Source organism: Streptomyces sp. CC224B, assembly GCF_030010595.1.
In the GTDB taxonomy this organism is placed as follows: Bacteria; Actinomycetota; Actinomycetes; order Streptomycetales; family Streptomycetaceae; genus Streptomyces; species Streptomyces longispororuber.
This window is the reverse complement of the sequence record NZ_JASCXL010000018.1, coordinates 54,707-79,182: the sequence shown is the minus strand read 5'-3', so window position 1 is coordinate 79,182 and position 24,476 is coordinate 54,707. Positions and strand designations below refer to the sequence as shown.

Sequence of the window (24,476 nt, the reverse complement as noted above, 5' to 3'; positions counted from 1 at the left end):
GTAAGACTTCTGAGGGTGCCGCCCTCCGCACGCGGGCCCGTGGTCGTACTCGGCGCGGAGGGCGTTCGTCCAGCGCGCCTCAACGAGGCACTCGTACGGCTCGCGGTCGAGCGGGAGCTCCGCCTCGATCAGCCTCTCGGTCGTATCAGGACCGTGTGCGTGCTGGTGTGCATGGCGGGACTCACTACCGGGAGCGTCGTGTGCGGGTGGCCGGGGGTCACCGCTGAGGGCCCTCGCCGCCGTCGGCTCCGTCGTCCTGGTCCCCGTCGTGCTGGCCGAGGAACCGGACGAAGCCGCGGTCCGTGCGGGCGAGTGGGGTCGGTGAGGGGGCGCCCCAGGCAGGCGACCGGAGGCCGCGGCCCTCCGGGGCCGGGGCGGTGCTGTCGGTGTGCGCGCATGAGGCCCCGCCTCTCCGGCTGGAGGTCCGTGGAGGCCATTGACACTACGCACGCCATGGTGCTCTGTCCTTCTCTTGCTGTGCCCTGCGGTCTTGCCCGGCAGGGCTTCAGTCCCGCAGGCCGGCCGCCTCGGCGATGCGGCGCAGCTCGCTCAAGTGGGCGGTCAGGGCCTTGCGGCCCTTGGGGGTCAGTGCCAGCCAGGTTCTGACGCGGGAGTTGTGGGTCTCCTTGCGCACGGCGAGATAGCCGGCTTCCTGCAGGACCTTAACCTGTTTGCTCAGTACGGAGTCACTGACGCCGAGGGCGTCGCGCACCTCGGAGAAGCCGAGCGATTCGACCGAGCTGAGCATCGCGCAGACCTGGAGGCGGTTGTACGGATGGATCACCTCATCGAAAGCCGCCCCCGTCATCCCCGCCCCTCGGTCTCCCGCAGCTCCGCCGCCCGGGCCCGGTCGAGCCGCCGGCCGGTGACCACCGTGACCACGAGCGCCGCCACTCCGCACACCGCCATGGGCCAGCGCAGGTCCGCCACCCGGTCCAGGACCAGGCCGACGGCCGCGAGAGCCGCCGTCAACATCACGAAGGCATTGCTGATCCCACGCGTCGCCGGTGTGGTGTACACGCGGTACGGCGAGGCGCCTGCCGTGTTCCTGGCCACCATGTCAAGCGTGACGGGACCGATCACGGCACCCAGCGGGACACCGAAGGTGCCGAGGCCGAGACTGAACGACGCGAACGCGAGGAACAGGCTGAGCCCCATGGCCGGGTAGTACCACCCAGGACGCATGCCGTGTGCGGCGCCGCGGGCACGAGCACTCGTGGCCTGGTCCAGCGCGGTGCGCGCCTCTTGCGGATTCATCGATCCCATTGCCTTCCCCTCTCTTTCCGCTATGGAAAGTCTAAGGGCGGCTTTCCATAGCGGAAAGAGAGGAGGGCGGGTTGTGCCACCAGGCCACCGCCCGGTCGCCCAGCTCCCGTTCCCGTACGCCCGAAACGCGCTCTTGCCCCGCCGCCGAAAGGGTGTTGAGTGAGAGGGCAGGAGCACGTCCCTTCGCCCTCCGGGAGGGTTTATGACGAACCGGATCGACCAGCCGCGCAAGCTCGACCTGGTGGACGACGCCGTCCACGTGGGCGGCGTCGGCACCGGTCACGAAGCGACGCTGCACTACCGCGTCGGCGACGGGCACGACGAGGTGACCGGCCACTTCTCGGTCGGTGGCGGCACCGGTGAGCACGGGCAGTTCCACGTGCGGGTCGATGTCCGCCGGGCGGCGTTCCGGGCCGACCGGCTGCTCGTCCAGGTCTTCGACATCAGCGCCGAGGACGGCAGAGAGATCAACGTCGCGACCGTCCCGGTTCTCTACGGGCCGCGCATCGTGCCCGGTTACTACGGCTACCGCGAACACAAGGTGGTCAGGGGCGACACCCTGTCGGCGCTCGCCAAGACGTACTACGCGGACGCCTCCCTGCACCGGCGCATCATGCGGGCCAATCCGGACCAGCTCACCGACCCCGACAAGATCGTGCCGGGTCAGGTGCTGCGCATCCCGATCGGCTCCTAGGGGCGCCCCACCGGCCACGGGAGAGAGATGAGGCGGATGGAACTCCCGCTCGTCGTGGGCGTCGACGGCTCCGAGCACAGCCTGCGCGCCGTCACGTGGGCCGCCGACGAGGCAGCCCTGCGCGGGGTGCCGCTGCGTCTGGTGCACGCCGCCTCCCGGGAGGACGAGGAGGAGACGGCGTTCCCCGGGGAGCCGGGCCGGTTCGCGGGTGCCTTCGCGTTCGCGTTCGCGTTCGCGTCGAAGGAACGGGCCGACGCCGTCGTCGACGCGGCGGCACGGCGTGCCCGGCGGGCGCACCAAGACCTCAGGGTCTCCGTCCGCGTCCGGGACGAGGAGCCGGTCCCCGCCCTGGTGCGGGAGGGCCGCAACGCGACCGCGCTGGTCGTGGCCTCCCGCGGCCGCAGCGGCGTCGTGGAGCTGCTGCTCGGCTCGGTCAGCCTCGGGGTCGCTGCCCGCGCGGCCTGCCCGGTGATCGTGTTGCGCGGCAGCCACGACAACCAGGCCCGCGCCGGGACGCGGCAGCGCGTCGTGGTGGGCGTCGGCGAGGGGCCGGAGTGCGCGGCCGCCGTCGGGTTCGCCTGCGCCGAGGCGGAGCGCCGCCAGGTCACGCTGGAGGCCGTACGGGCCTGGCGGCGACCGGTCCGGTACGACGCCTCCGGGCCCGCGCGCTCCCCCGAGGAGCCGGCCTCCGCCGCGCGGCGGCGAGCCGCGGACGGGCTCGCGGCGGCGCTGCGCGGCGCCGTGGCGGACCATCCGTCCGTCGCCGTCCTCCAGCACCCCGTCGAGGGCTTCGTCCGCAGGGCGCTGCTCGACGCCTCGTACCGCGCGGACCTGCTCGTCGTGGGCGTCCGGCGGCGCCGCGCGCACCTCGGGCCCGGGCTCCAGCTCGGCCGGGTCGCGCACGCGCTCCTGCACCACTCCGCCTGCCCGGTCGCCGTCGTACCGCAGCGGGCGTGAACTCCGCGAGGGGGGTGGCCACCCGATGACCGGCCCTGCCGCCCACGGTCGCGGCCACCCCGTCCGCGAGGACCGCTGCGGCCCGCCGCGACGCGCGAGGCGCGAGACCTGAGACGCAGCCGAACGGGCCGTCCGTACGCCGTCTACTGCTCCGTGACCGGTACCCGCCACACCAGCGTCGTGCCGCCGCCCTCGGGGCTCGCGCAGTCGAGGGCTCCGCCGAGCTGCTGGGCCCGTTCGGCCATGTTGCGCAGCCCGCTGCGGCGGCCTCCGGCCGGGATGCCCACGCCGTCGTCGGAGACCCGCAGCCGTACGTGGCGCCCGTCGGTCTCCAGGACGACGTCGACGCGGCTCGCCCGCGCGTGCCGGGCGACGTTGGTCAGCGCCTCGGACAGGACCGCCATCACGTGGTCGGCGGTCTCCTTGGGCACATGGGTGTCCAGCAGTCCCTCCATGCGCACGCTGGGCGCGAACCCCAGGACCGGCGCGCTCTCGCCGACCGCCCGTACCGTCCGTGCCCGCAGGCCGGGACCCGCGGTCTCGTCGCGCGAGCGCAGCCCGAAGATCGTGGACCTGATGATTTTGATGGTCTCGTCCAGGTCGTCCACCGCCCGCGCCACGCGCTCCGAGGCCTCCTGGTGCTCGATGAAACGGCCGGCGCTCTGCAGGGTCATGCCGGTGGCGAACAGCCGCTGGATGGCGAGGTCGTGCAGGTCCCGGGCGATGCGGTCGCGGTCCTGGAGCACCGCGATCTGCTCCGCGTCCCTGCGCCGCTCCGCCAGCTCCATCGCCACCGCGGCCTGCGCGGCGAAGCCCTGCAGCGGTTCGGTCTCCCCTGCGGAGAACACCGTCCGGCCCGCCGCCCGCACCAGCAGGACCACGCCCCGCAGGCCGTCCCCGGAACCGACGGGAACGGCGACGGCCGGCCCGAGGCCCGTGAACCGCGACGGCTCCACGGAGATCCGCGGGTCGCACGAGATGTCCGGGCTGGAGACCGGGGTGGCCCCCAGGAAGGCCGCACCGATGAGGCTGCCGTCCACGGGCAGCACGAGGCCGCGGTGGGGCTCGGCGTGTTGCCCGATGGCGAGTTCCACCGTCAGCGAGTCGGTGCCCTCCATGGGCACCGCGACCACGGCCAGGGCCGCGCCGGTGATCTCCCGGGCCCGCTCGGCGATGAGCCGCAGCACCTCGCCTCGGTCGCTGCCGGACATCAGGCTGTGGGTGACCTCGGCGCTCGCCCGCAGCCAGCGCTCCTGGAGCCGGGACTCCTCGTACAGGCGGGCGTTGTCGATCGCCACGCCCGCCGCCACGGCCAGCGTGGAAAGCACCGACTCGTCGTCCTCGTCGAACTGCGCCCCGCCCCGCTTCTCGGTCAGGTACAGATTGCCGAAGACCTGCTCGCGCACCCTGATCGGGACGCCGACGAAGCTGTTCATCGGCGGGTGGTGGGGCGGGAAGCCGTACGACGACGGGTGCTGCGAGAGCTTGTTCAGCCGCAGGGGCTCGGGGTGGCGGATCAGCTCCCCGAGGATGCCGTGGCCCTGCGGGAAGGGGCCGATCTTCGCGATCTGCTCGTCGGTGACGCCCACCGTGAGGAACTCCGACAGCCGCTTGCCGTCCGGCCCGATCACGCCGAGCGCCGCGTACTCGGCGTCCACAAGGACCGCCGCGGCCTGCACGATGCTGCGCAGCGCCTGTTCCAGGTCCAGTTCACGCCCCACCGAGAGGACGGCCTCCAGCAGGCTGTGCACCCGGTCCCGGGTGCTGCGGGCCGCGTCCAGGCGGGCCTGGAGCTCCTCCAGGAGTTCGTCCAGCCTCAGCTGCGGCAGCCGCACGCGGGCCACCCGAGCTTCCTCGGCGCTTCCCACCGGCTGTCCTCCACGTCCCCTCAGCATGCTGACGGCGGACCGTCCCCGTGGTGTCACGGTAACGGTCGGCCGCAGGGGACGGTACAGGATCAGGTGGACGCGCCGGGGGGCACCCGGCTTGGGCCTCCGGGTGCGGACGGGCCCGGCGTCGTGCGGCAGGGCCCACCGGCGCCCGGCATGACACCGCGTCAGCGGCCTTACCGCCGCAGCCGGTCGCGGGCCTCGGTGGCTATCACGGCGGCCTGGATGCGCCGTTCGACGCCGAGCTTGGCAAGGAGTCGGGAGATGTGGTTCTTGACCGTCTTCTCGGCCAGGTACAGCCGCTGGCCGATCTGGCGGTTGGTCAGCCCCTCGCCGACCAGGGCCAGGATCTCCCGCTCCCGTTCGGTCAGCCCCGGCAGCACCTCCGGCTCCTCCTGCTTCCGCTGCTCGCCGCGCAGCCGGGCCATCACTTTGCCGGTGGCGCTCGGGTCGAGCAGCGACTGGCCACGGGCCACCGTACGCACGGCCGCCACCAGGTCGGAGCCCTGGATCTGCTTCAGCACGTACCCGGAAGCGCCCGCCATGATCGAGTCGAGTAGGGCCTCCTCGTCGTCGAACGAGGTCAGCATCAGGCAGGCCAGGTCCGGCATGCGGGAGCGCAGTTCCCGGCAGACGGTGACGCCGTCGCCGTCCGGCAGCCGGACGTCGAGGACCGCCACGTGCGGGCGCAGCGCGGGGACGCGGACGAGCGCCTGCTCGACGGTGGCGGCCTCCCCGACCACGGTGATGTCGGCCTCGTCGTTCAGCAGGTCGTGCACCCCGCGCCGGACCACTTCGTGGTCGTCCAACAAAAAGACCCGGACCGGGGTGTCGGGGCCGCTCTGCTCACTGTCCGCCATGTCCGCCATCCCAAGCTCCTGTGCCGTCGGCGTCTGACCGTTTTCCCCTCGCGGGGTCGCGAGGGGCTGTTCCCGCGCGAGGGCACGCGGAAGGGGTATCCCGGTGGAGATCCTTCTCGGTTCGGGGCCGGACGACCAGGGCCGATCGGCCCTGTCCGCGCGGCCTGACCGAACAGTCTGCCAAGACAGGAGCACCGTACGGACACCGACCACGGCGGCGGCAGCACGGCACCGGCAGGCCACCCGGCGCGCGGGACGGCCTGCGGGCGGACAGGCCTCCTCCCGGGCAGGCCCCCGGAACACGGGCCAGGGCCGAACGGCCCTACCGCCGCCCGTACCAAGGGCGTTCGAATGACGTGACCCGCGCCCGTCGCGATCCCCGGGCGGAGACGTCCGGGGGCGTGGCGGGCTCCGCCCCGATGCGTGAAAGGACGCACGGATGCCGTACCGCCCGGCGGGAAGCGACACCGCGGCCCTCGGCGCCGTCCCGGGACCGGCACCGACACCGGCACCGGCACCGGCACGCCTGCCGAGGACACCCGGCAGTACGTCACGAGCCCGTACGGAAGCCTCCCCATGACCGCCGACAGCAGCCTGCGCCCCGCCGCGGGACCCCGGCACAGCGTGCACCTCGACAGCGCCGAAGCCCTCCGGCTGCTGGGCAGCGTCTCCCTGGGCAGGGTCGTCTTCACCCAGCACGCGCTCCCCACGATCCGCCCCGTCAACCACCTCGTCGACGGCGGGGACATCGTCATCCGCACCCACGAGGGCTCGGCCCTGACCTCGCGCACCCGGCACTCGGCGGGCTCGGGCGTCGTCGTCGCGTACGAGGCCGACGCCATCGACCCCGTACGGCACCTCGGCTGGAGCGTGGTCGTCACCGGCTACGCCCGCCTGGTCACCGACCCACGCGAACTGGCCCGCTACCAGGCGCTGCTCCACCCCTGGGTGGACCGCACCATGGACTACGCGGTACGCATCCACCCCGACTTGGTCACCGGCATCCGCCTGACCCCTGCGGACGAGCCCACCGACGCCTGAACTCCGGCCCCTTCACCGGACGCGCTCGCACCGGCGCGTGTCGGCGATGCCCCGCCAAGCGTCGGGCGTCGGGCGTCCGGTGGGCGGTGCCGGCCAGGGCTTGGCGCAGGTGCCGTCCGGTCGACCCTTCGGGCTGGTCCCGGCCTCGGCCGTGCGAGAGCGCGTGCCGACGCGGGCACGCACACGGCGGATGTCCGGGACGGCAGGGGTGCCCGGGGCCAACCGGCCCCTCGGAGGGGACCGCCGGCACCTGCCACGCACCGCCCGGCACGCCCGAGGCTGAGACGGTCACCCGCGCTGGACGAAGCCCATGGAAGTGACAGCAGGTGAGCGTCATGGAACCGACGTGGAGGAGAGAGCGCCGTGACCGTACGCACCGTCGGCGAAGTGATGACGAGGGACGTGGTGCAGACGAGCCCGACGACACCACTCCAGCACATCGTCCGGCTGCTCGACCACCATCGCCTCAGCGGACTGCCCGTGGTGGACGAGGACGACAAGGTCCTCGGTGTGGCCTCCAGGACCGACCTGGTCCGCACGCGAACCGGCTGGTTGAATTGGTCCCCGGCCGACGCGGTCACCGTCACCGTCACCGTCGGGGGCGTGATGTCGAGCCCCGCAGTCACGGTCCACCCCGAGCAGACCGTCCCCGACGCGGCCCGCCTGATGGAGCGCCGCGGCGTCGAACGCCTCCCCGTGGTCGACGAGGAGGACCGCCTCATCGGCATCGCGACCCGCAGTGACCTGCTCCGGGTGTTCCTGCGCACGGACGACGACATCCGCCGCCAGGTGACCGAGGAGATCCTCGTCGGCGTCCTGGGACTGCCGCCCGACGCCGTACGGCCCTCCGTCCGCGACGGCGTCGTCACCCTCGACGGCCACGTCGACCTAGGCGGCCAGGCCGCCGAGGCCGTCCACCGCACGTGGCGGCTCGACGGTGTCGTCGGCGTCGTGAACGGCCTGACGTACGGAAGCGGGAACCGCGAGAAGAGTGGCGTCGCAGGCGGGCGTACGGCCCCGATGTGATACGAAGGCGAGAGGCGGGCGCGCACCCGAAGGCTTCCAGGACATCACCCGCAGCCACGGACCCTCCACCATAATGCGGCCTGGATAGAACGCTCGTTCCAGCCCGTCTATGGAGACGAGCAGGCGCCCCCCGACGCTCCGCCCGTCAAGCGGACGGCGCGCCCCCCTGCGGCGCGACGGTCATCGCACCGGGAAGCCGAAGGAGTACCCCTGCTGCTTGAGCCAGGGCAGCAGGCGGCGCAGGGCCTCGACGGTCTGGGTGCGGTCGCCGCCCGCGTCGTGGAAGAGGAGGGTGGGACCGTTGGGCAACTCCCGCTGGACGGTGGCGACGATGGCGTCCGTACCCGGCCGCTCGAAGTCCTTGGTGTCCACGTTCCAGCCCAGCGGGCGCATGCCCCGGGAAGCGGCGAGCTTACGGCTGTACGGGGTGAAGGCCCCGCCGGGCGCCCGGTAGTACATGGGCCGCACGCCCCCGGAAGCCTTCGTGATCATGCGCTCGGCGTCGAGGATCTGCCGCGACTGGTAGGCCTGGGTGTCCTTGTCCATGGCGGTGTTGTGCGACACCGAGTGGTCGCACAGCCGGTGCCCGGCGGCGACGACCTTCTTCACGAGGTCGGGGTGCGCCTGCGCCTGCGTCCCGACCATGCAGAACGTGGCCTTCACCTTGTACTGGCGCAGCAGGTCGAGGACCCGGGGCGTCCACACGGGATCGGGGCCGTCGTCGATTGTGATGTTGACACCGCGCTTCCCCGCCTCCGAGGCGTGCACGATGGACGCGTCGACCGGCTTGACGTCACTGCCCGGCGCGGCCGACGCGGAGGCCTTCGGCGCCGGCTCGTCCGCGCCACCGGCCTGCGCGGTCCACACCGAGGCCCCGGTGGCCAGCACCGTCACCCCCAACGCCGCCCCGATCACCTTGCTGTACCAGCTCCGCCCACCACGATGCCGTGTCATGCCCCGCCCCTCTCACCCATGTCCTAGCCGATCCCCCGGGCCACCTTGCGACCACCCCGCAGGACGAAACCCACAGGCCAAGGGCTCCCTTCGTTACCGATCACGGACAATTCCGTGAGGATTCCCGGACAACTCCCGGGCTCGACGGGGCTACGCGACCGCGGCCGAGCAGCGACGCACGGGCAATGCGAGAGCGTGAGGCCGACGGCCCCGCGTGCGATCCGCTCGGATCACGGCCCTGTCTCTCCGAGTTGCTCTGAGCATGTCTTGCGGGTCAGTGCGGCAGAGTACGAGCGGGCCGGGAGGGTGCGGATCCGGGCGGCAACGCCGGACCGCCTCATGACCGCCTCACCGTTTCGCTGCGGAATCCTCATCTACCAGGTAGTAGAGAAGCCGGTTCAGGCGACGTAGGTGCGCCTGCGGAACATCTTGGAAATCTCGGCGAAAGGGGTGTCGAGCGCATAGACGGCGATGTGTTCGAAGGAGCCCCATACGCTTCCGGCGTTCTGTGCATTCAGCAGGATCCGTTCCCGCTCAAGGTAGGGCCAGACGGCCAGCCACACCTCACGGAGGAAGCGGTAGTAGAGAGCCACGACCAGGTACTCCGGAATGACCCCCAGGACGACCAGGGTGCCTACATCCTGGTAGAAGCCCCCGACTTTCTTGACCCGGCTCTGCAGGGGCTCGGGGAGGCCGGAGATGCCCCCGTGCGGATCCGGCGCCGTTTCACTTCTCAGTTCCGCCACCACGGCGCGCTGGCAGTCCTGGAAGTCCTCCGTGCGGTACGTGACGCTGAACTCGGCCACCAAGCGCATGATGGCCGCCTTCTCGGCGTCAGCGGCCTGCCGACGGGCGGACCATAGCGACACCAGCAGGGCCGAGAGGGCGAGCAACAAGCTCAGGCCGGTGGCAGCCCATGACGCGGACTCCATGCGGGCAGTATGGACAGCCCTCGCGGCCGGTGGAAGCACGCTGCCGCACCTGACCGACCCCATCATCCGGAGCGCGGCGTGCCAGTTGAAGGCACTGATGGCGACGGGGGCCGGAGGGAGCGTGAGACTTCCTTCCGGGGGTTTTCAACTGGTGGGGTCGACGCTCTCCCACCCTCAGCGTGCTGGGGCACACCGTCGGCCCCGCCTGCACCGGCGACTGAGACCGTGGGCGGGGCGGTGACGGTGCCCGTGTGAGGTGTCGTCAAGCTTTTGTCTGTGGGCTCACCCTGGCGCTTTTGTGAGGTCTGGCGTGGGGCGGTGGGGTGTTTATCGTATGGGTGGTCATCACATTGGTGGCTGGTCGTGTGTCCGGTGCCGGTGTGGTGGGCGTGGTGGCCGCCGAGGTTCGCAGGCCCAGCGGGGCTGCGGTGCGGGGGCGGTGGTGTGGTGGAGGGCCGCAGGGCGAGGATGCGGGCGAACAGGCCTTCTGGGGGCGCGCGTTGGCGTCGGGCGGACGCCCGTACGAACGGTGACGCCTCGGCCCGGTGAACCGCGCGCGTCACGCCCCGAGGCGTTTGACTCGACGCACCCCCTTCTTCATCGTTACTCAGCGCATAAGTTGCGCACGGTGCGTGACTGTGCCGGGAGGCGGGATGATGGGGACTCTGCCCAAGACGGACGCGTTCGCCATGGTGGGGCTGGGGTGTCGGCTGCCCGGCGGGATCACGGATGTGGCGGGGTTGTGGGAGGCCCTGGAGGCCGGGCGCGACCTGGTCGGAGAGGTGCCGGACGGGCGGTTCGAGGTGGCGCGGTTCGTCGACACCGCCATGGCGCGGCCGGGGAAGTCGTACACCGCCAAGGGCGGTTTCCTGGGTGATCTCGGTGAGTTCGACGCCGACTACTTCGGGATCTCGCCGCGGGAGGCGGCGAAGATGGACCCGCAGCACCGCCTGCTGCTGGAGACGGCCGTCGAGGCGCTGGACGACGCGGGCATCGACCCCGGGACGCTGGCCGGCTCCGACACGTGTGTGTTCGTCGGCATTTCGGACTTCGCCTACGGCGGCCTGCAGATGGCCAGGCCCCGGCAGATGAACGCCTACTCCATGGCGGGCACCGCCCACTCCATCGCGGCGAACCGGCTCTCCCACTTCTTCGACCTGCGCGGGCCGAGCATGGCCATCGACACCGCGTGCTCCTCCTCGCTCGTCGCCGTCGAACGCGCCTGTCAGGAACTGGCGTCGGGCCACAGCCGCCTGGCGCTCGCCGGCGGGGTCAACGTCCTGCTGAACCCGAACGTCTTCGTCGGCTTCAGCCAGGCCTCGATGCTGTCCAAGCGGGGCCGCTGCGCGGCGTTCTCCGCGCACGCCGACGGGTTCGTCCGGGCCGAGGGCGCGGGTGTCGTGGTGCTCAAGCCGCTGGCCGACGCGGTGGCCGACGGCGACCGGGTGCACGGGGTGATCGCCGCCGCCGGCAGCAACTGCGACGGGCGCACGCCCGGCCTCGCCCTGCCCAGCGCGCGGGCACAGGAGGATCTGCTGCGACGGGTGTACGAGGGCGCCGGAATCGCCGCGGACGAGGTCGTGTACGTGGAGGCGCACGGTACCGGTACGCAGACGGGCGACCCGGCTGAGTGCGTGGCGCTGGGCCGGGCGTTGGGTGCAGCCCGCACGGTGGGCCCGCTGCCCATCGGGTCGGTGAAGTCCAACCTCGGGCACCTGGAGCCCGCCTCGGGCATGGCGGGCCTTTTCAAGGCCCTCGCCGTACTGCGGTACGGCAGCATCCCGCCCTCGCTGCACCTGGACCCGCTCAACCCCGACATCGACTTCACGGGGCTGAAGCTGGAGCCGGTCGCCGCGACGCGTCCGCTGGCGCCGACACCGACACCGTCCCCGACACCAACACCGACACCGTCCCCGACACCGACACCGACAGCGGGCGAGGGCCGGCGCTTCGTGGGCGTCAACTCCTTCGGGTTCGGAGGGGCCAACGCTCATGTGGTCGTCGCGCCACCGCCCGCCGCCTCGTCTTTCAGTCCCCCGTCCGCCGCTTCGTCCTTCAGTCCCCCGTCTGCCGCCTCCCCCTTCAATCCCTCGTCCGCCGCCTCGTCCTTCGGTCCCTCGTCCGTCGCCTCTTCCTTCGGTCGCCCGTCTGCCGTCTCCCCTTCCAGCCCCCCGTCCGACACCACCCCCCTCGGGCCGTCGCCCGCCATCCCCCACCCCGCCCCGGCCCCGGAGGCAGCACCGCGCCCCCTGCCCGTCATCGCCTCGGGGCGTACCCCACGGGCGGCCGAGGAGGCGGCGCGGCGGCTGGCCGCCCGGCTGGCGGACGCCGGGCCGCGGGAGTTCTACGACATCGCAGCCACCACCAGCCTCCGCCGGGCTCGTCACCGCTGTCGCCGGGTCGCGCTGGCGGAGTCCGCGCACGAGGCCGCGCGGCTGCTGTCCGACGCCGCCGCGGGAGCCTCCGGCGAGGCAGTCGGGCGCGGGCGCGTCGCGCTCGTCTTCGCGGGCAACGGCTCGCAGTGGGCGGGCATGGCCGCCGACCTGCTCGGCGACCCGGTGTTCCACGCCGAGGTGGACGCGGTGGACGTCGCGCTGGCGCCCCGGCTCGGCTGGTCGGTGGCCGAGCAACTGGGCCGGCCCGCGGACGAGTGGGCGCTGGACGCCACCGAGGTCGCGCAGCCGCTGCTGTTCGCGGTGCAGGCCGGGATCACCGCGGTGCTGCGTGAGCGGGGCCTGCGGTGGAGGGTCGCGCTCGGGCACAGCGTCGGGGAGGTGGCCGCCGCGTACGCCGTCGGGGCGCTGACCCTGCACGAGGCGGCGTGGGTGGTCGCCGTGCGCAGCCGGGCCCAGGCGGTCACGGCCGGGCGTGGCCGGATGGCCGCGGTGGGGCTGCCGCTAGCCGAGGCGCGAAAGGCTCTGGAGGCGTACCCGCGCCTGGTCGTGGCCGCGGAGAACAGCGCGCAGGACGTGACGGTCGCCGGGCCGCCGAACCAACTCAAGGCCTTGGGCGATGAGTTGACGGGCCGGGAGGTGTTCTTCCGGCTCATGGACCTGGACTACGCCTTTCACAGCCCGGCCATGGAGGCGGCCCGGGCGCCGCTGGCCACGGGGCTGGCCGGGCTGGCCCCGCGCGGCGACGCCGGGGCGCTTCTCTCCACGGTGACCGGGGGCCCGGTGCCCGCCGACGGGCTGGACGCCGACTACTGGTGGCGCAACGTGCGCGAGCCGGTGCGGTTCGCGGACGCCGTCGGGCACGCCCTGGACACGGGCGTCGACGTACTCCTGGAGGTCAGCCCACACCCTGTGCTCCGGACGTATCTGCGCCGGATCGCCGCCGGCCGCGAGCGGGTGGCCGTGCTCGGCACGCTCAGCCGCGACACCGACGGCCCGGGCGCCCTGCGCCGGTCGGTGGAAGGGCTGCTCGCGGCGGGGGCGGAGACGGACTGGGCGCGCCTGTTCCCCCGGCCCGCGCGCGTGGCGGAGCTGCCCGCCTACCCCTGGCAGCGCGAGCGACACTGGAGCGGCACACCGTCACAGTGGATCGCCAGCAGCGGAGCCGGGCACCTGGACCACCCGCTGCTCGGCGAGCGACTGCCAAGTGCGGAACCCTCCTGGCAGGGGCCGGTCGAACCGGCGCTGGTGCCGTGGCTGGCCGACCACAAGGTGGCCGGGTCCGTGGTGTTCCCCGCGGCGGGGTACGTCGAGATGGCCCTGGCCGCGGCCCAGCGGGTCCTTGACGGCCCGGTGGAACTGGCCTGGCTGGAGATCAGCCGCCCGCTGGTCGTCCCCTGGGACCGGGCCGGGGACATCCGCGTCCAGCTCGCCTACTCACCCGACGACGGCATGGTGACCCTCACCAGCACCGAGGCCTCCGAGGGCGACGACGGCGACCCGCCGCCCCGGCCGCACGCCCGGTGCCGCGTCCGTGAGCTGATCGGCCGCTCCCCCGCGCGGGTCTACCTGACGCAGGTGCGCGCCCGCTGCCCGCGCCGGGGTGACGCGGACGCTCAGTACCGTGCTCTGGCGGCCAGCGGTCTGGACTACGGTCCCGCGTTCCGCCAGCTCGTACGGCTGCACACCGGGCAGGGGGAGGCGCTGGCCGCCTACCGGCACACCACGGATGCGGCCGACGCCGCCCGGTACGTGGCGCATCCGGCGCTGCTCGACGGCGCGTTGCAGGCCTGCGCGCCGCTCGTGGCCGCGCGGGCGGGCGACGGGCCCGGCGGGTGGCTCCCGGCCTCCATCGGGGCCGTCCGGGTGTGGCGCAGCCCGGCCGCGGCGGGAGTGGTGCACGTCCGCGATCGTACGAGTACGAGTACGAGCGCGAGCACCGGCAGCGGCACCGGCACCGGCACCGGCACCGGCACCGGCACCGAGCTGTGCTTCGACATCACCGTCGCCGACCCGGACGGCAGTGTCAGCCTGGAACTGGACGGCGTACGCCTGCGCCGCGTGCCCGGTCCGGCCGCGCGGGCGCCGCAGCGGTACGAGACCGTGCTGCGCGCCGTACCCTACGAGCGTCTGCCGGCCGCGCCCTCGCCGCTGCCCGGCAACCAGGATCTCGCCGGGGCGGTCGCCGTGCGGGTCGACGCGGCCCGGGCCGAGGTGCGCACCACGCGCTTCGGGGACTTCCTGGCCCAGGTGAAACTCCTGACCGCGCATACGGCCGCCGCCGCGTTCGCGGACCTGGTGCCCGCGGAGGCGGACGGGTTCACGTTCGCCGACCTGGTCGGGCAGGGGATGCTGCCCGGGCACGAGCGGTTCGCCCGGGCGCTGCTGCGCCTGATGGCCCGCCACGGCCTGGCCGGCCTCGGGGACGACGAGCGGTGGCGGCTGACCGGCACCCCAGGCCCGCAGCCCCTCGCGGCCCGGCTGCCGCTGGACTTCCCCGCCTGCACCGCCGAGGTGCAACTGGCCGTGCGTCAGCTCGCCCAGCTCCCCCGGGTGCTGCGCGGCGAACAGGACGCCCTGCACCTGCTCACCGACCACGGCTCCCGGGGCGCTCTCGAGCAGTTCTACGACACCGCGCCGACCTGCCGGGTCCACAACGCCATCTGTGCCGCGTTCGCGGCGCAGATCGCGCGGGACTGGCCTCAGGACCGGCCGCTGCGGGTCCTGGAGATCGGCGCGGGCACGGGAGGCACCACGGCCGCGCTGCTGCCGCTGCTGCCCGCGGAGCGCACCGTCTACCACTTCACCGACGTGTCGGCCGGCTTCCTCGCCCCCGCACGGCACCGCTTCGACGATCACACCTTCGTCGACTACCGGCTGTTCGACCTGAACGCCGACCCCGCCGGGCAGGGGTACGCCGACGGCACCTACGACCTGATCGTCGCGACCAACTCCCTGCACACCGCCGCCGACCTGCGGACGGCCCTGCACCGGGTGCGCGCCCTGCTGGCGCCCGGCGGCCGGCTGCTGGCCGCCGAGACCCACGACACCGAGTACCTGCTGCCCTTCTTCGGCGCATTGAGCAGCTTCTGGGGACACCAGGACGAGCTGCGCCCCGATGCGCCGCTGCTAAGCCGTGAGCAGTGGCTGGAGGTGCTGCGCGCCTGCGGCCTCACCGACGTCGTCTGTGTCGAGGACGCCCTGGGCACGGGCACGGAGGTCGCCTCGGTGCTGCTGGCCTCGGCGCCCGCGGACCAGATGGTCGCCGAGCCCGCGCTGCCCCGCGCCGAGGACGGCACCCGGTGGATCGTCGCCACCGAGAGCCCCGGGGAGGCGCCACTGGCCGAGCACCTCGCGACCCTGCTGGGCGGCGACGGCCCGGCGCCCGTCCCCGTGCTGGACCTGCCCCGCGACCCGGCGGCCTGGACGACACCGCTGACCGGCGCGGGCCACCCGGCGGTCGTGCTGCTCCTGGGCGAGGCCCCCGACGACCCAGGGGCGATGCTGGACCAGGCCGTGCGCCGGGCGGCTGCGCTGGGCGCCGTGGCCTCGGCCTGCCAGGGCCTGCCGGAGGAGGCCCGCCCGGCCGTGTGGCTGGTGACCCGCCCCAGCGGCGCGCTGCCCGCCCCGGAACGCCCCGGCCACCCGCAGGACGCCGCCGCCTGGGGCATGGCCCGCACCCTGGCCAACGAACAACCCCGGGTGCGCGTGACCCGAATCTCGCTGGAACGCCTCGGCGACCCGACCGCCGACGCACAGCGCCTGGCCCGCGAACTGCTGGAGTCCTCCGCGTCGGCCGACACGGACAGCGGAACGGCGCCCGAGGACGAGATCGTGCTCACCGCGAGCGGCCGCTTCGCCCCGCGCGAGCGGCAGCTCCCGGCCGACGAGCACGTCGAGCCGAGCGGCGAGGCGCCCTTCGCCCTGGAGATCCGCGCGCCAGGGCTGTCGTACGAGACGGTCTGGGCGCGCCGGGAGCCTCGTACGCCCGCGGCCGGCGAGGTGGTGGTCGCGGTGCGCGCCGCGGCGCTCAACTACCGGGACATCATGCAGGCGACCGGGCTGCTGCCGCCGGAGGCGACCGAGGGGACGCCCGGTGAGGACGGGCCCGGCCTGGAATGCGCGGGAGTCGTCACGGCCGTGGGCGAGGGCGTCCACCACCTGGCCGCGGGGGACCGCGTGTGCGCGGTGGTCCCGGCCTGCCTGGCCTCCCACGCGGTGGTGCCCGCGCCGTTCGTCATGCGCATCCCCGATCGCCTGGGGTTCGCCGAGGCCGCCACCCTGCCGGTCGCGTTCCTGACCGTCCACTACGCCCTGCACGACCTCGCGCGACTGACGGCCGGAGAGACCGTACTCGTCCACGGCGCCGCGGGCGGGGTCGGCCTCGCCGCGATCCAGTACGCCCGCCTGGTGGGCGCCACAGTGATCGCCACCGCGGGCAGCCCCGCCAAGCGGGAACTGCTGCGCGCGCTGGGCGTCGAACACGTCCTGGACTCCCGCACCCTGGAATTCGCCGGCCAGGCCCTGCGCCTCACCCGGGGCCACGGAGTCGACGTGGTGGTCAACTCACTGGCGGGTCAGGCCATCGACCGGGGCCTGGAGATCCTGCGGCCGGGCGGCAGGTTCGTCGAGCTGGGCAAGCGCGACATCTATGCCAACAAGCCGCTGCTGATGCGGCCCTTCAGCCGCAACATCGCCTTCTTCGGCGTCGACGCCACCGCCCTGATGGCCGACGAGGCCGCCCTCGTGACCGGCCGGCGCATCCTCGCCGAGCTCGCCGAACGGGTGGCGGACGGCCGCTACCGGCCGCTGCCGCACACGGTGTACCCCGCCGCCCGCGTCAAGGAGGCGTTCGCGCTGCTCCAGCACTCGCGGCACGTCGGCAAGGTCGTCGTGGACCTCGACCCGCTCACCGGGCCGGTCCCCGTCCGGGCCCGCCCCGAACCGCTGCGGCTGGACCCGGACGGCAGCTATCTGGTCACCGGCGGCCTGAGCGGCTTCGGCGCCGCCACCGCCCGTTGGCTGGCCGAGCGCGGGGCCCGCCACTTCGCCCTGGTCTCCCGGCGGGGCGCCGACGGCCCCGAGGCGGGCGCCGTCCTGGCCGACCTGGCCGAGCAGGGCGTGACGGCGACGCCGTACGCCGCTGATGTCACCGACGCCGCCGCCATGGCCGAGGTGATCGACGCCGTCGACGCCACCGGGCACCGGCTCGCGGGGGTCGTCCACGCGGCCATGGCCCTCGACGACTGCCTGCTCACCGAGCTGACCGAGGACCGGGCCCGCACCGTCCTGGCCCCCAAGACGGCCGGGGCGGCCGTCCTCGACGCGCTGACCCAGCGGCACGACCTGCGGCTGTTCTGGACGTACTCCTCCTTCACCACAGCCGTCGGCAACATCAAGCAGGCCGCCTACGTCGGCGGGAACCTCTACGCCGAGGCCCTGGCCCGGCACCGCGGCAGCACGCGCCCGGCGCTCGCCGTCCAGTGGGGCGCGCTCGGCGAAGCGGGCCACGTGGCCCGCGCGGGCCTGGTCCCGGCCATGGAGGCCCTCGGCGCCCGGGCCCTGGGCTCCGCCGAGGCGCTGGCCGCTCTGGAGGGTCTGGCGGCGTCCGGCGTCGCCGTCGCGGGGGTCGGCCGCTTCGACTGGACCCGGCTGCGCACCGTGCTGCCCGCCCTGGCCGCGCCGCGCTTCGCGGCCCTGCTGCCCGACGACGAACTCGCCGGACACAGCCGCCAGGACCTCGCGGCCGCCCTGGCAGGCCTCAGCGCGGACGAGGCCCTGCGGACCGTCAGCCGGGCCCTCGCCGAGATGCTGGCCCCGATCCTGCAGACCGACGCCGACCGCCTCGACCCCGGGCAGCCGATCCAGGACTACGGCGTCGACTCCCTCATGGGCGCCGAACTGCTGACCACGCTGCGCCGACGCCTGGACGTCGAGATCCCGCCCATGGAACTCCTCCAGGGCGGCATCACCCTCACCGACCTCGCCCGCCACGTCCTGCTGCGCCTGGGCGTCCGCCCCGCCGACACCGGCACGGGCGCCGACACCGGTACCAGTACCAGTACTGACATCAGTACCAGTACCGATGCCGACTCCAGCACCCACGCCCACACCGACCTCGGCACCGGCACCGGCACCAACGCCCACCCCGGCACCCGCGCCGACGCCGCCAGCGGCACCACCCCCCGCGTCACCACCGGCTGAAAGGAGACCGCCATGACCACCTGTCAGGCCCCGGACGGCCCGGCGGCGCACACCGCCGAGGACGTGCTCAGCTTCGGCCCGCTCGTCGGCGGCGTCACCGCCCCGCACCACGGTGCGTGGGTCTACGCGCTGCGCGCGGGCGCGCTGCTCGACGACCCCGTCGGCGCCTCCTGCTACCGCAACGCCCTCAACGCCGGGCGCATGGGACCCGACGCCCACCCCGGCACGGTCCTGGGCCGCTGCGCCCTCGCCGGAGCCGACCACATGAGCGCCGCGCTGGACGCCGCCCGGCGGGCGGCGGACGAGTGGGGCGGCAGCCCGCTGGCCCAACGCGCCGCCCTCGCCGAGGCGTTCCGCGCCCGGGTGCGGGAGCACGCGGACGCGCTGACCGGGCTGCTGGTCGAGGAAGGGCACCCGGTCCGGCTGGCCCGGGGCGAGGTCGACGACCTCCTGACGTTCTTCGGCCCCGAGACCACCGACTGGTGCCTGCGGCAGCTCGACACCCGCCACCACCCGGAGGGCCGCACGGTGGTGCTGCGCCGGGTCCCGGACGGCGTGGTGTGCGTCCAGCCGCCCCTGAACACCCCGGCGCTCGGTGTCGCGGCGGCCTTCCAGTGCGTCCTCGCGGGCAACGCCCTGGTGGTGCGGCTGTCCCGGCAGGCGCCGATCGCCGCGATGTACCTCCTGGAGCGGATCGCCGTGCCGGCGCTCGCCGAGGCGGGCGCCCCGCCCGGCGTCCTGTCCGCGCTGTGCACCGACCCCGGCCAGGCCCTGGACGCCTGGCTGGCCAGTCCGCTCGTGGACGACGTGCTGTACTTCGGCGACTCCGTCCGCGGCGAGCAGCTGGAGAAGGCGTGCCTGGCCGCGGGCAAGAAGCCGGTCCTGGAACTCGGCGGCAACGACATGGTGCTGGTGTGGCGCGACGCGCCCCTCGACCGGGCCGTCGAGACGCTCCTGGAGGCCTACCACGGCAGCGGCCAGATCTGCTGCGCCCCCAACGTCGCGCTCGTCCACCCCGCGATCGCCGACCCGCTCACCGAGCTGCTGGCCGAGCGCGTCCGGGCGTTGCGGCCCGGCTTCCCCGACGACCCCGGCGTGGTGCTCGCCGCCTCGCCGCAGACCGCCGGGTACGACGCCGCGCTCGCCGACGCCCGGCAGGCGGGCGCCCGCGTGCTGACCGGCGGACGCCACCTGGACGTGCACGGCCGGGAGAGCGACATCGCCGTCTTCGCCGAACCGGCGCTCGTGCGGATCGACGGGCTGGCCCGCGCGCGGGAGCTGCGCTGCGTGCGGCACGAGACGTTCTTCCCGGTGCTGACCCTGGTCGTGCCCGAGCCCGCCCCCGACGACGACCTCCTCACCGGCATGACGTCGTTCGTCGCCTCCGGCTCCTACGGCCTGCGCAACTCCCTGCTGGCCCAGGACCCGGCGGTCGTCGACCGGTTCGTCCGGGACGTCCGCTCCTGCGGCCAGCTCCGCGTCAACGACGCGCATCTCGCGGGCGTGCCCTACCTCTCCCACCACGGCGGCCCCGGGCTGAGCGGCGACCGGTACGGCGAGCTCAACTACCCGATGCTGCGCACCAGCCGCCTGCAAGGCGTGTCCCTGGCGCAGTCCCCGCCGCAGCCCCGCGCCGCAGCCCCTTACGTCCCCGCGCAGCCCCGGCCGAGGGTCGAGGCGCCCCGGAGCTATCCGCCGGGCTGGCCGCCCGAGGACCTGCCCGGTGGCCTCCCGGCCCCGTTCACCGAGGCGTTCCAGCACGACCCGTACCCCACCCTGCACTGGCTGCGCGCGCACCGGCCGGTCAGCCGGATCGTCAGCCCGGACGGCCCGGGCTGGCTGCTCACCCGCTACGACGACGTCCGCCGGGCCCACACCGACCCCCGGGTGACCTGCGCCAGCACCCGTACCACCGCCGGCCGGACGTGGCTGCGGCACTGGCCGGACGAGCTGCGGGAACGGCTCTTCGTCCATCTCCTCGACAGCGACGACCCGCGCCACGCCGAACTGCGCGCGCTCATGCGGCCCTTCTTCACGCCCGCCCGCCAGGAGCAGTGGCGCGCCCGGGTGCAGCGCCTCGTCGACGCCCGCATCGACCGGATCGCGGACCGGGGCCGCGCCGACCTCATGGCGGCCGTCGCCTATCCGCTCGGCGGCAACGTCCTGTTCTCCGTCCTGGGCGCCGCCCCGCCGCAGATGGACCACCTGCGGGCGATGATCTGGCGCACCGCCGAGTGGAACAACGACGTCCCCTACGTGGCGGCGCTCGCCCACGAGATCGACGCGTTCGTCCGCAAGGCCGTCGCCGGGAAGCGCCGCTCGCCCGGCGACGACCTGATCTCCCTGCTCGTGACGGCCCGCGACCGCGACGGCCTGCTCAGCGAGGACGAGCTGCACGGCCAGGTCATGATGATGCTGGTGGCGGGCCAGGACCCCAGCATCAACAGCGTCGGCAACGGCCTGCACGCCCTGCTCACCCACCCCGAGCAGCTCGCCGCGCTGCGCGACGACCCGTCCGTGCGGGACAGCGGCGTCGGCGAACTCCTGCGCTACGAGAGCCCGTTGCCGTTCACGAGCTGGCGCGGCACCCTCGAGCCCGTCACGTTCGGCGACGTGACCGTCCCCGCGGACGAGTCCTTGTTCCTGTGCCTGGGCGCGGCCAACCGGGACCCCGCGCGCTTCCCCGAGCCCGACCGCCTCGACCTGCGCCGGGCCACGACGGGGCACCTCGCCTTCGGCCACGGCCCGCACTACTGCCTGGGCGCCCACATCGGCCGGATGACCGCCGAGACCGCCGTCACCACGGTCCTGCGCCGGCTGCCCGGCCTGCGCCTGGACGGCACGCCGCGGTGGCGGCCCAGCATGTTCGAGCGCGGCCTCAGCGCCCTGCCGGTCGCCTGGGACGTGGCGGGGAAGGGGGCCGCGCGGTGAACCGGGCCGACATCCTGGCCGAGGTGAAGGCACTGCTCGCCGAGTGCGGCGGCGTCGATCCGCGGCACGTCGACGAGCAGACCGCGTTCGTCGCCGACCTCGCCCTGGACTCCCTCGTCCTGGTCCGCATGACCGTCCTCGCCGAGGAGCGCTTCGGGCTGCGCATCCCCGACGAGGTCGCCTGGGAGCTGCACACGGTCGGCGCCGTGGTCGACCACGTCGAGGAGACGCTGGCCGGGCGGATCGGGGCCGAGCGTGAGTGAACTCGTCCGGTTCCTGCGCGAGAAGGTGTGGATTCTCGGCGACACCCGCTGGTACGCGCGCGTGGACAGCGTCCGCGGCGAACTCGTGGAGGTGGAGCGCCTCGGCTACGCCCAGCTCGACGCGCGCGCCCGCGCGGTGGGCGCCTGGCTGACCGAGCGGACACCGCCCGGCGCGCGCATCCTGCTGATGTACCCGGCGAGCCTGGAGTTCCTGGCGGTCTTCCTCGGCTGCCTGTACGCCGGACGTATCGCCGTCCCCGCCCCGCTGCCGGACACCGACCGGCGGGCCCTGCACCGCGCCGAAGGCATCATTACCGCCGCCGAGGTCGCGCTGGTCCTCACCGACACCGCGCACCGGCCCGCGCTGGAGGCCTGGCTCGGGGGTCCGGACACCGCGCACCGAACGCCGTGCGCCGCCACCGACACCGCCGCACTACCGGATCCCGATACCTGGAGTCCGCTCGCACAGGACCTCTCGGCGACCGCCTACGTCCAGTACACCTCCGGATCGACCAGCGAGCCCCGCGGCGTCGTCCTCACCCACCGCAACCTCCTGCACAACCTGCTCTCCATCAGGGAGACGATCCTGACCGAAGAGGTCCGGGACGAGCTGCGCCACGACGCGTCACCGGCCGGCGCGGGCTGGCTGCCGCACTACCACGACATGGGCCTGGTCGGGATGCTGCTCAGCCCGCTCACGGCCTACGGCAACCTCGTCTTCTGCTCCCCCGTCACCTTCATCGCCCACCCGCTCCTCTGGCTGCGGATGATCAGCCGCTACCGGGCGTTCTACACCTTCGCCCCGAACTTCGGCTACGACTGGCTGCTGCGCAACCTCCCCCACGGCCGCCTCACGGAGCTGGACCTGGACGTGGAGTGCCTGCGCTTCGCCCTGAGCGGCGCCGAGCCCGTACGCCCCCAGACGCTGGACGCGGTCGCCCGCCGCCTGGCCCCCATCGGCTTCCGCCCCGACATCTGGGCACCCAGTTACGGCCTGGCCGAAGCCACCCTCCTGGTCACCGGCACGCCATGCGGCCGCGGACCCACCGTGGAGCACTTCGACCGCGAGGCCCTGGAGGGCGGCCGCGCCGAGCCCTCCCCCGACGGCGCCGCCCTCGTCGGCTGCGGGCAACCCGTGGGCTGCGACGTCCGTATCGTCGACGCCACCACGTCCTGCCCGCTGCCCGACGGGCACGTCGGTGAGATCTGGGTCCGCGGCGACAGCGTCGCCGACGGCTACCTGGGCGAGACGGAGGCCACCGCCGCGCACTTCGCCGCCCGCACGACCGACGGCCAGGGCCCCTTCCTGCGCACCGGCGACCTCGGCTTCCTCCGACACGGCGAGCTGTACGTCACCGGCCGCGCCAAGGACCTCATCATCGTCAACGGCCGCAACATCCACCCCCAGGACCTGGAACGCCTCAGCGAGTCCGCCGACCCCGCCACCGGCCCCTGCGCCGCCTTCGCCCTGCCCGACGCCTCCGGCACCGAACGCGTCGTCCTGGTCCAGGAGATCCGCCCCCTGCACCTCGACGGCCGCACCCCCGCCGCCCTCGCCGACGTCATCAAACAGCGCCTGGCCCGTGAACTGCGGCTGCACGCCGACGTCGTCATCGTCGGCCCGATGAGCGTGCCCCGCACCACCAGCGGCAAGGTCCAGCGCGCACGCACCCGCGAGGCACTCCGCTCCGCCCGCCTCACACCCCTGCACTCCGACCTGCCCACCCCGGTATGACCGGGCCGCCGCGATGTCACCCGGTGGCGTAGGCCTTCTCCAGTTCGGTGAGGGCCTCGTGCCAGAGCTGCGGCAGCACTTCGGGGTCGGGGGTGGTGCGGTCGCTGGTGAAGCAGACCGTGGCCTGTCCCTCGTACGTGGTCAGGGCCACGGTGAGGGGGTGGCCGAACAGCAGCGGCGGCAGGCTGACGGCCTGGCACACACGGTCACCGTTGACGGCCATCCCCGCGCCGAGCTGGACGTTGGTGGTCAGCAGCGCGGTGCTGCGCGGGCTGAGCAGACAGCGCGTGGCGAAGCCCGCGATACGGGGCAGGGTCCGCAGGGCCGCCCGCTGCTGGGGGACGAGGGCGCCGCGCGGGTCCGTACTCGGGCGCATCAGGTCGAGCCGCCGGCGGGGGTCGGGCTCCGCGCAGTGCAGCTCGGCCCGCAGGGCCACCAGGTGGTTGCCGAGGGTGGCCGGCTCGTGGCCCGGCGGGCGGCTCTCGGCCGGGACGAAGGCGTGGAGCGGCCGGGTGGCGCGGCCCGTCCAGTCCTGGGGCGTCCAGGCGCGCAGGGCACCGGCGGTGACGGCCAGGTAGACCTGGTTGAGGGAGGCGGTGGCCGCGCGGGCGAGCGCGTCGAGCCTGCTGGTGTCGCAGACGGCGAAGTGCAGCGTCCGGGTGCGGTCCGCCGCGTGGCGCGCCGGGGTCCAGCGGGCGGTCGGCCGCAGCAGGGGCGGCAGGGTCCGGGCGGCCCAGCGGGCGGCGGTGACCAGGTCGAGGGTCGGCTCGGCCTCCGGCGGTACGGTCAGCGGGAGGTGGAGGCCGGGGATGACGACGGCGCTCAGTCCCGCGAGCGCGCCGGAGGCGTCCTGCAGGGCGTGGTGGACCCGGGCGGCGAAGGCGTAGCGGTCGGGGGCCCAGCCGGTGACGAGCCATACGCCCCAGTTGTCGGCGCCTTCGGGGAAGGGCGCGTCGAGCAGGGCCCGGGCGATCCGCTCCAGTGGCGCGGGGCCCGGGGGTACGCGCAGTGCGTGGATGTGCCGGTGCAGGTCCTGGTCGTGGGCGGGCTCCCAGACCCGTCGGTTGTCGGCGCAGACGCGGTAGTTCCAGGCGGGGACCCGCCGGACGCCGTCGGCCATCAGGTCCTGGATGGTGGCGAGGCTCGGCGCGGGCCCTTCCAGGATGCCCAGGACGCCCATGTAGCCGCCGTGGTGCGGGACGGCGTGCGCGGCACGGTGCAGGTGCCGGTCGACAGGTGAGGGTGTGGGTACGGGGGTGGGGGGACTGCTGCTCATGGCGGGCGGATCCTGTTCGTCCGGGTGGGTGCGGTGCCGTCCCCGGGTGTGCGAC

Annotated in this window: 15 protein-coding genes; 8 read left to right on the top strand and 7 right to left on the bottom strand. The window is 74.0% G+C overall.

Annotation, left to right across the window (positions count from 1 at the left end):
- Nucleotides 1-505: 505 nt before the first annotated feature.
- Entirely contained in the window at nt 506-784 is a 279-nt protein-coding gene (locus QK440_RS09945) for a transcriptional regulator (RefSeq protein ID WP_282792649.1), read from the bottom strand.
- 20 nt (nt 785-804) lie between these two features.
- Nucleotides 805-1,266 (bottom strand): hypothetical protein, encoded by a 462-nt coding sequence (locus QK440_RS09940; protein WP_282792648.1) that lies wholly within the window; start codon nt 1,264-1,266, stop codon nt 805-807.
- A 202-nt stretch (nt 1,267-1,468) separates the two neighbouring features.
- On the opposite strand from QK440_RS09940, the gene QK440_RS09935 reads away from it, so the two are divergent.
- Nucleotides 1,469-1,960, top strand: coding sequence for a Gmad2 immunoglobulin-like domain-containing protein (locus QK440_RS09935; RefSeq protein ID WP_282792647.1), 492 nt, complete (start codon nt 1,469-1,471; stop codon nt 1,958-1,960).
- A 36-nt stretch (nt 1,961-1,996) separates the two neighbouring features.
- Nucleotides 1,997-2,917 carry a universal stress protein gene (locus QK440_RS09930; protein WP_349239279.1) on the top strand — a complete coding sequence of 307 codons (921 nt, stop codon included), beginning with the start codon at nt 1,997-1,999 and terminating at the stop codon, nt 2,915-2,917.
- Between the two features lie 143 nt (nt 2,918-3,060).
- Here the strand turns inward: QK440_RS09930 and QK440_RS09925 are convergent, their stop codons facing one another.
- Both QK440_RS09925 and QK440_RS09920 read right to left on the bottom strand, forming a co-directional pair.
- On the bottom strand, nt 3,061-4,785 hold the full coding sequence (locus QK440_RS09925) for a GAF domain-containing sensor histidine kinase (RefSeq protein WP_282792645.1): 1,725 nt from the start codon (nt 4,783-4,785) through the stop codon (nt 3,061-3,063).
- A 197-nt stretch (nt 4,786-4,982) separates the two neighbouring features.
- A complete protein-coding gene (locus tag QK440_RS09920; RefSeq protein ID WP_282792671.1) occupies nt 4,983-5,666 on the bottom strand; it encodes a response regulator transcription factor in 684 nt (227 codons plus the stop codon).
- Nucleotides 5,667-6,242: 576 nt separating this feature from the next.
- Between QK440_RS09920 and QK440_RS09915 the strand changes: the two genes are divergently transcribed.
- Together QK440_RS09915 and QK440_RS09910 are read left to right on the top strand one after the other, a co-directional pair.
- Nucleotides 6,243-6,707: a pyridoxamine 5'-phosphate oxidase family protein gene (locus QK440_RS09915; protein WP_282792644.1), complete on the top strand. Its 465-nt coding sequence runs from the start codon at nt 6,243-6,245 to the stop codon at nt 6,705-6,707.
- A gap of 363 nt (nt 6,708-7,070) precedes the next feature.
- Nucleotides 7,071-7,733 (top strand): CBS domain-containing protein, encoded by a 663-nt coding sequence (locus QK440_RS09910; RefSeq protein WP_282792643.1) that lies wholly within the window; start codon nt 7,071-7,073, stop codon nt 7,731-7,733.
- Nucleotides 7,734-7,913: 180 nt separating this feature from the next.
- Here QK440_RS09910 and QK440_RS09905 read toward each other — a convergent pair whose 3' ends face one another.
- Together QK440_RS09905 and QK440_RS09900 are read right to left on the bottom strand one after the other, a co-directional pair.
- On the bottom strand, nt 7,914-8,687 hold the full coding sequence (locus QK440_RS09905) for a polysaccharide deacetylase family protein (RefSeq protein ID WP_282792642.1): 774 nt from the start codon (nt 8,685-8,687) through the stop codon (nt 7,914-7,916).
- Nucleotides 8,688-9,085: 398 nt separating this feature from the next.
- On the bottom strand, nt 9,086-9,619 hold the full coding sequence (locus QK440_RS09900) for a hypothetical protein (RefSeq protein WP_282792641.1): 534 nt from the start codon (nt 9,617-9,619) through the stop codon (nt 9,086-9,088).
- Nucleotides 9,620-10,272: 653 nt separating this feature from the next.
- Between QK440_RS09900 and QK440_RS09895 the strand changes: the two genes are divergently transcribed.
- The 4 genes from QK440_RS09895 to QK440_RS09880 are packed head-to-tail and all read left to right on the top strand — an operon-like array spanning nt 10,273 to nt 23,145.
- Nucleotides 10,273-18,216 carry an SDR family NAD(P)-dependent oxidoreductase gene (locus QK440_RS09895; RefSeq protein WP_349239278.1) on the top strand — a complete coding sequence of 2,648 codons (7,944 nt, stop codon included), beginning with the start codon at nt 10,273-10,275 and terminating at the stop codon, nt 18,214-18,216.
- A 12-nt stretch (nt 18,217-18,228) separates the two neighbouring features.
- Nucleotides 18,229-21,147, top strand: a complete 2,919-nt coding sequence (locus tag QK440_RS09890; protein ID WP_282792640.1) for an aldehyde dehydrogenase family protein — start codon at nt 18,229-18,231, stop codon at nt 21,145-21,147.
- Entirely contained in the window at nt 21,144-21,410 is a 267-nt protein-coding gene (locus tag QK440_RS09885) for a phosphopantetheine-binding protein (RefSeq protein WP_282792639.1), read from the top strand. The genes QK440_RS09890 and QK440_RS09885 overlap by 4 nt, the downstream gene beginning before the upstream one ends.
- A complete protein-coding gene (locus tag QK440_RS09880) occupies nt 21,403-23,145 on the top strand; it encodes a fatty acyl-AMP ligase (protein WP_282792638.1) in 1,743 nt (580 codons plus the stop codon). The genes QK440_RS09885 and QK440_RS09880 overlap by 8 nt, the downstream gene beginning before the upstream one ends.
- Nucleotides 23,146-23,161: 16 nt before the next feature.
- Here the strand turns inward: QK440_RS09880 and QK440_RS09875 are convergent, their stop codons facing one another.
- The gene (locus QK440_RS09875) at nt 23,162-24,421 is read right to left on the bottom strand and encodes a WS/DGAT domain-containing protein (RefSeq protein WP_282792637.1); all 1,260 of its coding nucleotides are present in this window, start codon (nt 24,419-24,421) and stop codon (nt 23,162-23,164) included.
- Nucleotides 24,422-24,476 lie beyond the last annotated feature (55 nt).